Here is a 2432-nt window from a genome sequence, read left to right on the forward strand (position 1 = left end):
ATTGTCAGAGCAGCTTCACACCGGACCGTTACCAGTCCCGCATGTGCTCCTAGGCTACGACGGGAGAAACCGTCGGTTCTATCAGGCCGCCTCCTAGCGACTTCTTGTAGAACATTCACTTACGCGACTTCGTGTCGCACAGCGATAATCAAGGCCGCCTCGCGCATCGAACGAGCGGCCGGCGTCTTGACGCTGACGACGCTTTTCAGCGTCTGATGCATCCATGTCCACAAGCGTGTCAGTGCACTGACAGGACTGTCCATGAACGGCTGTTTTCTCAAGTTCTATGTGGCGGAGAACCGCCGCCACCATCGTAAACTGGCCTACGACTGGCTGCTGGAGGAGGCGAAGCAGCTCGGTTTGCACGGCGGCTCAGCCTTCCGCGCCCTGGCCGGCTATGGCCGTCACGGGCGACTGCACGAGGAGCGTTTCTTCGAGTTGGCCGGAGACCTGCCGGTGGAAGTGGGTTTCGTGGTGACCCGTGAGGAGGCCGATCGGTTCCTGGCGCACATCGCGGCGCAGGGGCTCAATTTGTTTTATCTCAGGGTGCCGGTGGAGTATGGGTTTACCGGCGATCCTGAATAGTCGTCTGCTTTCCAGGAGCGCTGACCGGAGCATCGCAGCGCGCTCGCCTGTCGCCAAGTTGACAGCGACACTGTTTGATGTATAGTTAGGCCATGACTGACCCACTCGACATCAACGCCCTCAGCCGCGAGACCGGCGTACCGGTGCGCACCATCCGCTACTACCTGGCGGAGGGGCTGCTGCCCTCATCGGCGGGACGGGGACCAGCCGCGAGCTATGGACCCGGCCACCGCGACCGCTTGCGGCTGATCCGGCGCTTGCAGGAGGCCCACCAGCCGCTGGCTACGATCCGGGCGCAGTTGGAGGCCCTCGACGATGCCGGTGTGGCCGCGGCGCTGGTCGAACCGGGCGCCGTGCCGGATGCTCCCGCGACGGCCTACGACTATGTGCGCCAGGTGTTGGGCAAGCCCGCCCGGCACGGCGAACCGCCCGCCGGTGCCGCGCGACCGGAACCCGCGGCCGCGCCTGCACCGCCACCGATGGCACGGCCACCGCACCGCAGCACGTGGGAGCGCATCACCCTGCACCCGGATATCGAGTTGCATGTGCGTCGACCGCTCACCCGCGCCGATCAGCGCCGGCTCGACGCCCTGCTGGAGCAGGCGCAGCGGCTGTTCAGCACCGCGCCCTGACCAGGACTCCAGCCACCGAAACCCAATCGGGCAGACGCCGACCCAAGCGGCCTCCGTCCGCCGCTACGACAACCTGAAGGAGACGCCCATGTCCGCCAATGCCGAGAGCCTGTCACGCGTCGTCGTCGGAAACGTCCGGATCACGGCCGACGCTGACGGCCCCGACGCGCCGAACCCTGAGGCCCGCGACCGGCTGGGGCTCACGCTGGACACCGACCGCCGACTGATCCGCGCGGCCGGTCTGAGCGAGCGCTTTCTGCACCTGCGACTGCACGCCCCGCGCCTCAGCGGCGAGCGCGCCCCGGTCGACTTGGCCTTGGCGCTCGACCGCTCAGGGTCCATGGGCGGCGACAAGTGGCCGTGTGCCTGTGAGACCGCCCTGGCGGCCATCGACCACCTGGGACCCAGCGACCCGGCGACCTGGTGAGCGGACAGGTGCTCGACCTGCTGGTCAGCGTCCGCTTCCCGCCGGGTGCCATGAACGCCGATTGCCCGCTACGAGTGCAGGTCAACGACGGCGACCGCCCACTGGCCGCGGCCGACTTTCGCTGGACCTGGGTCGACGATGCCGCCCGCAAGTCCCAGCCCCGCCAGGTCGCGGTCGAACGCCGGGTCGCCGAGCACCTGGCCCACCAGGCACGTTACGACGCCGCCTCGGCCAACCGCGAGGGCGATCTCAAGCGGGCACGCCAGACCCTGCGCGATGCCGCCAAGCGGATTCGCGACTATGGCGGCAACGACCCGGTGCTGTTGGACCTGGCCGCCGCGCTGGAGTCCGAGGTCGAGCGCCATCGCCAGGCCCTGGGCAGCCGGGGCGCCAAGGAGACCGTCTATGGATCGGGCAATGTCCTGCGTGGCCGCGGAGCGCGCGGGGAGCGCATCCGGGATCAGGCGGGGCCGGCGCCACGTGAGCCCGCCCGGTTGGCGTATCTCCCCTGCCAGGACGGCCCGGAACGCGCCGAGCGCTGCCGCACGCTGAGCAAGATCCCGCGCGAACAGGCCGCGGCCCTGGGGCAGTCGGCACTGGCGGCGATTGCGGCTACACCGGGCTGGTCCTCGGCGCCTGGGGCTGCGGGACCTACGGTAACGACCCGGCCCGCATCGCGGCCATCTTCCATGAGGCGCTCCAGGAACAGGCCGGCGCCTTCCAGTCAGTGGTTTTCGCCATCGCTGACTGGTCGCCGGAGCGCCGCTTCCTGGCCCCCTTCGCCGCGG

4 protein-coding genes are annotated in these 2432 nt (G+C 69.0%); all 4 read left to right on the top strand.

Going from position 1 to position 2432, the window contains the following annotated elements; genetic code table 11:
* Positions 1-261: 261 nt before the first annotated feature.
* A complete protein-coding gene (locus QZY03_RS01645; RefSeq protein ID WP_295577588.1) occupies positions 262-585 on the top strand; it encodes a DUF190 domain-containing protein in 324 nt (107 codons plus the stop codon).
* Between the two features lie 92 nt (positions 586-677).
* A complete protein-coding gene (locus QZY03_RS01650; protein WP_295577591.1) occupies positions 678-1217 on the top strand; it encodes a MerR family transcriptional regulator in 540 nt (179 codons plus the stop codon).
* 88 nt (positions 1218-1305) lie between these two features.
* Positions 1306-1644 (top strand): hypothetical protein, encoded by a 339-nt coding sequence (locus tag QZY03_RS01655; protein WP_295577593.1) that lies wholly within the window; start codon positions 1306-1308, stop codon positions 1642-1644.
* Positions 1645-2266: 622 nt separating this feature from the next.
* Positions 2267-2432, top strand: a 166-nt coding sequence (locus QZY03_RS01660) for a TIGR02452 family protein (protein ID WP_295577595.1), incomplete at its 3' end; no start/stop codon positions are given.

Origin of the sequence: uncultured Lamprocystis sp. (assembly GCF_903933125.1) — a bacterium.
GTDB lineage: Bacteria > Pseudomonadota > Gammaproteobacteria > Chromatiales > Chromatiaceae > Thiodictyon.